Source organism: Microcoleus sp. F10-B2 (genome assembly GCF_036704965.1).
Classification (GTDB): Bacteria; Cyanobacteriota; Cyanobacteriia; order Cyanobacteriales; family Microcoleaceae; genus Microcoleus.
Genome location: NZ_JAUBTB010000203.1, coordinates 1 through 2,405 on the forward strand (window position 1 = coordinate 1; position 2,405 = coordinate 2,405).

2 protein-coding genes and 1 pseudogene are annotated in these 2,405 nt (G+C 47.0%); 2 read left to right on the plus strand and 1 reads right to left on the minus strand.

Features of this window, described 5'->3' with window-relative positions:
- Positions 1 to 565: 565 nt before the first annotated feature.
- Together QUA99_RS32565 and QUA99_RS32570 are read left to right on the plus strand one after the other, a co-directional pair.
- A complete protein-coding gene (locus QUA99_RS32565) occupies positions 566 to 781 on the plus strand; it encodes a hypothetical protein (RefSeq protein WP_172190416.1) in 216 nt (71 codons plus the stop codon).
- A gap of 8 nt (positions 782 to 789) precedes the next feature.
- Positions 790 to 1,833, plus strand: coding sequence for a pirin family protein (locus tag QUA99_RS32570; protein WP_333245700.1), 1,044 nt, complete (start codon positions 790 to 792; stop codon positions 1,831 to 1,833).
- Between the two features lie 115 nt (positions 1,834 to 1,948).
- On the opposite strand, the pseudogene QUA99_RS32575 reads toward QUA99_RS32570, so the two are convergent.
- Positions 1,949 to 2,291 (minus strand): annotated as a pseudogene (locus QUA99_RS32575) (IS1 family transposase); the annotation flags it as partial.
- Positions 2,292 to 2,405: the final 114 nt, after the last annotated feature.

Below are 2,405 nucleotides of genomic sequence, written 5' to 3' on the forward strand. Positions count from 1 at the left end.
CTATTATCTCGGATGATTCACTTTTACCCTCTCAATCCGCGTATGTGCCAGTTGGGGGTGCGGAATGTGGGTTAAAGATCGAGCTGCATTTGATTGTATTTACTCTCAAGGTGACGCCCTCGATCCGAATGTCCGTGTTACCACCGTTGCAGTTCCAGAACCATCTTCTAACCCACCTTCGGCCCTTTGACTGTCACATTCAGATATTTTTGACGAAGCCATGAGGCTTGCATCAATTTTGAGGAAATTCCAAGTCAACAGTCACTACTCGTTGAGAATTGGTTTAAGAGGATGCGGTTTTTCCTATAATTGCCTAAAACTCTTACACAGCAAGAGGTTCAGAGTTGTGAATACGAAAATTATCACGGTGTGACACTTGAAGAGCGCAAGGTGGGTTCTCACTGTTCCACCGCTGCATAGGTTTCAATGTTGTGACTTCCATCACTTGTAACACGGACTTGGTTCACCGAATATTTTCAGTATTATCACGGAAAAAAACCAGCAGCATCACTTGCTCTTAAGGGAAACCAGGAGATGATTGAGGTGTCGAGTTCAAAGCAATACCATGTCTCCAGTCAACCTTCTCCCCGGCGCTATCAACGAATTAATCGCCACTGTCACCGATACTCACCGCCTCACCAAAGCTGACCGCTACGGCATGATGGCCGCCATCCTCGATGAGTCCATCAGCGAAGAAGAACGCGGCTCGCTCGATCGCCTGATTCGCTCCCTAGTCAAAGGTCGGATTCAAGTCAGTGATGAACTCTCCATCGTCTCGTAAACAGAAAGTTGGTTGAGAACTCGACACTCTACAACAGCTTTCCGTTGGGAAAGTTTGGACAAGTCACTGATATAGCGATCGGCCAGTACAAGAATAGTTTTTTGTATAATGCACTTTTGACACAGGCGATTAAAGTTCGCAACTTCACCAACATCATGACAGATAGCATCCAGCATCTCATCGAGCCGCACATTCAAGATTTGGGTGGATTCCAAGCCCGCCGCCTGCTTCCTTCAGACGTTCTAGCGCTGGTAGGCCCGTTCATCTTTTTTGACCATCTGGGCCCTGCGGTGTTTCCACCCGGTCGGGGCGTGGATGTCAGGCCGCACCCGCACATCAACTTAGCAACCGTCACCTACCTGTTTGAAGGTGTTTTGCTGCACCGCGATAGTGTCGGCAGCGTTCAAGAAATCCGTCCCGGTGCGGTGAATTGGATGACGGCAGGGCGAGGGATTGTCCACTCAGAACGCACGCCTGACGATGAGCGCAGCAAAGAAGCCATCCTGCACGGCATCCAAACCTGGATAGCACTTCCCGATGAATACGAAGAAACCGACCCCTGGTTTCGCCATCATCCGGCAAGTGAGCTGCCTGTATGGGAGGATGCAGGAGTTTCGTTCACCCTAATTGCGGGTGATGCCTACGGTCGCACTTCCCCAGTTCAAATATTTTCACCCATGATTTATCTGGACGTGCAACTGACTCCTGGAACAGAATTTACCGTACCGGGCCATTACAGCGAACAGGCGGTTTACAGCGTAACTGAGGGACTTCTGATCGATCGAGTGCCTCTGGAACAACACCGGTTGGCGGTTCTAAATTCAGGGACTGAAGTAAACATTTCTGCTTCAGGCCAAGCCCGCTGTATTGTAGTTGGCGGTGAACCTGTTGGTGAGCGCCATAAGTGGTGGAATTTTGTTTCGAGCCGACACTCGCGCATTGAGCAAGCCAAACTCGATTGGAAAGAGGGAAGGTTTGGTCAGGTTCCTCAAGAGACAGAATTTATCCCGCTGCCAGAAGAGCCGCCTTTTAAGGCGGAACAGCCGTTGTGAATAGCTCCAGCCATCTAATCCCACAAGTTACAAGTGCTGCAAGCGTTATACAGCCGCCTAGAGAGATACAATTAGACAAATAATAGGTAGTGATAAATATGTAGTGATTAGATATTTATTGGCTCAAAACATAGTTGTAATTATGGATAAAATACCAAATAGCACCACTATGGTTTTCTAACTTTTTAGAAAATGAAAGAGTCTTTCTTACGCTCCGAGAAACACGTTGGCGCCAACTATTATTAAATCTTTCAATGTGATTAGTTTCCACTGTCTTTACCAACTGGCTGATGGCGTAGCGAAGGAAAAATACAAGCATATGCAGCCCAAAAATCTGTATAGCAAACAGCACATTGTCGATTTACTGGAGGTAGAGAATTGCATAATTGTTTTGCTCCTTCTTCGCTACGAGCGCCAATATAAACACCAATAATTTCTCTGGTCTCTCTATCCATTGCGGCGTCACACCCGCTTATTTTCTTGGCAATCTACAAATGTAAGGATTCAGGTCAAAAATAGTTGAGTGAGAGCCGAAAAATATGGTAATGTAGTCAGATGAGCGAAAAATCAGA

What these genes read in the sequence shown, in the direction of transcription:
- QUA99_RS32565 (WP_172190416.1), top strand. Translation starts at nt 566, where the DNA reads ATGTCTCCAGTCAACCTTCTCCCCGGCGCTATCAACGAATTAATCGCC.